The following is a 1,330-nucleotide window of genomic DNA, read 5'->3' as shown; positions in this document are numbered from 1 at the left end:
GCGACGGCTACTTCTGCCAGGGGAAGCGGTCGGTGAAGGCGGGTTTGAGGTCGTCCAGCCAGACGGCGTCGGGGTCGTAGTGGGCGAAGAAGGGCTTGCCGACCAGGTCGGCGTCGCGGCACTGGATGAAGTGCAGCGCGAACACCTTCTGGCCCATCACCTCCACCACGCCGTCGACGCAGACCTTGCCCGGGGTCGCCGACATCGACGGGCCCCGCACCGTGCGCGCCAGTCCCGAGACGTTCTTGTAGGCGTCCCGGAAGATCTCATACGCCCCAGCCAGCGGGACCGCGAAGTAGTCCTGGGGGCCGGTGTCGCGTTCGACGAACATGTAGTACGGCACCAGCCCCATCCGGGTCTGGGTGCGCCACATGCCCTCCCACACCTTGGGGTCGTCGTTGATGGTGCGGATCAGCGGCGCCTGGGTGCGGATCACCGCGCCGGTGTCGCGGATCCGCCGGCACGCCTCGGTGACCATCAGCGGTTCCAGCTCGCGCGGATGGGTGAAGTGCGCCATGAACGCCAGGTTCTTACCCGACTCCACCACCTGCTCGAACAGCCGCAGCATCGGCTCGGCGTCGGGATCGGTGACGAACTTCTGCGGCCAGTAGGCCAGCGACTTGGTCCCGATCCGGATCGATTCGAGCTGGTCCAGCTCCAGCAGCGGCTCCAGGTAGCGGCGCAGCACCGGCTCACCCATGATCATCGCGTCGCCGCCGGTGAACAGCACACTGGTCACCTCGGGATGGGCGACCAGGTAGTCGCGCAGCGCGGCGGGCTGGTCCCCGGCCATCTTCAGATCGGCCTCGCCCACGAACTGGGCCCAGCGGAAGCAGTAGGTGCAGTAGGCGTGACAGGTCTGCCCCTGCTTGGGGAAGTACAGCACCGTCTCGTCGTACTTGTGCTGCATCCCGGGGATCTTCCCGTCCCCGAAGCTGGGCACGTTCAGCTCCATCTGCCCGGCCGGATGCGGGTTCAGCTTCATCCGCACCCGATGCGCCGCCGCCTCCACCTCGGCCTTGGGCGCATCGCGCCGCAGCAGATCCGCCAGCAGCGCCACATCCTGGGCCGGCAGCATGTCCTCCTGCGGGAACACCAGCCGGTAGATCGGGTCATCGGGCGCCGCCGACCAGTCGATGAGCTCCTCGACCACGTAGGCGTTGGTGCGGAAGGGCAGCACCGTGGCCACCGCCCGGGTCGCCAGCCGCTGCTCGGGCGTCAACCCGGCCCGAGCGGTCAGCTCCTCCAGGTGCTTGGCCGTGAAGGCGCGGAACTTGCGACCGGTGGATCCCACCGCGGGAGCCGCGTCGTTCACCAGTGTCACGTGTTG

At 68.3% G+C, this 1,330-nt stretch carries 1 protein-coding gene; it reads right to left on the bottom strand.

Translation table 11 applies throughout. The features are described from left to right. Nucleotides 1–7: 7 nt before the first annotated feature. Nucleotides 8–1,324, bottom strand: a complete 1,317-nt coding sequence (locus ABGB11_RS42385) for a lysine 2,3-aminomutase (protein ID WP_347641363.1) — start codon at nucleotides 1,322–1,324, stop codon at nucleotides 8–10. Nucleotides 1,325–1,330: the final 6 nt, after the last annotated feature.

Origin of the sequence: Actinomadura sp. B10D3, from assembly GCF_039871695.1 — a bacterium.
In the GTDB taxonomy this organism is placed as follows: domain Bacteria; phylum Actinomycetota; class Actinomycetes; order Streptosporangiales; family Streptosporangiaceae; genus Spirillospora; species Spirillospora madurae.
This window is presented reverse-complemented; position numbering and strand designations above follow the sequence as displayed.